We start from the raw sequence: 796 nt of genomic DNA, 5'->3' as shown, positions 1-796 counted from the left end.
CGGGCGCTGAGGTCACGGCGGGCATTTGCTATTTGTTTTTGTAGCTTATATGCCCTACGTGGAATCTGCGCTGGAGCCTATTTTTTGCCCAGCTGCTGCCCGACCGCCGTGCCCGCCAGCACCGCGCCTTCCAGCGTGGCGGGGTAGGGCCCGCGCACATAGTCGCCGCAGGCCCACAGCCCCGGCGCGATCGCGTTGGGCGGGCGCTGCAGGGCCGGCGTGCACGCGAAGGTGGCGCGCTTTTCCACCACCGTCTGCACCAGGTCCAGCGCCGGCAGGCCCAGTTGGCGCATGGCCTGGCGCAGTACCTGCTGCTCGCGCTCGGCACGGTCGCCCTCGAAGGCGCTCACCACCAGGGCCAGCAGGCCCGGCGGGCCGCCCAGCACGCCGCGGTCGAAGGCGAACTGGGCCGGTTCCTGCATGGAAGAGCGCAGCGCCAGCATGGGGCTCTCCAGCACGGGCCCCTGGGCGCCCGGCACCCGCGCATAGACGGTGGCGATGGCGGTGAAGCGCATCGCCTGCGCCACGGCCGCCCAGTCGTACAGCGCGGAGCACAGCGCTTGCGCGGCGCGGCCTGCGCGGAGCCCGCGCACGCGGCCACCAGCCTGGCCGCATCGCTGCTGGGCAGGCCAGCACGGCGGTGTCAACGCCTCGCCATCGACCGTCCAGCCACTCCGATGGCGGTGACTGGGGCGCGATGGCCTGCACCCGGCGCGCCCGGTGCACGGTGTGGCCCTGGCCTGCAGCCATTGCGCGGCGGGTTCGGGAAACAGCGCGCCCAGGTCGTGCGCGGCAG

General features: G+C 72.9%; 1 pseudogene. It reads right to left on the bottom strand.

Features of this window, described 5'->3' with window-relative positions:
- Positions 1-77: 77 nt before the first annotated feature.
- A pseudogene (locus AC27IQ_RS26085) lies at positions 78-796 on the bottom strand (hydroxysqualene dehydroxylase HpnE); the annotation flags it as partial.

It is taken from the genome of Acidovorax sp. KPB24-07, assembly GCF_057543315.1.
The sequence above is the reverse complement of the archived record's forward strand: the minus strand, read 5'-3'. Positions and strand labels throughout refer to the sequence as shown.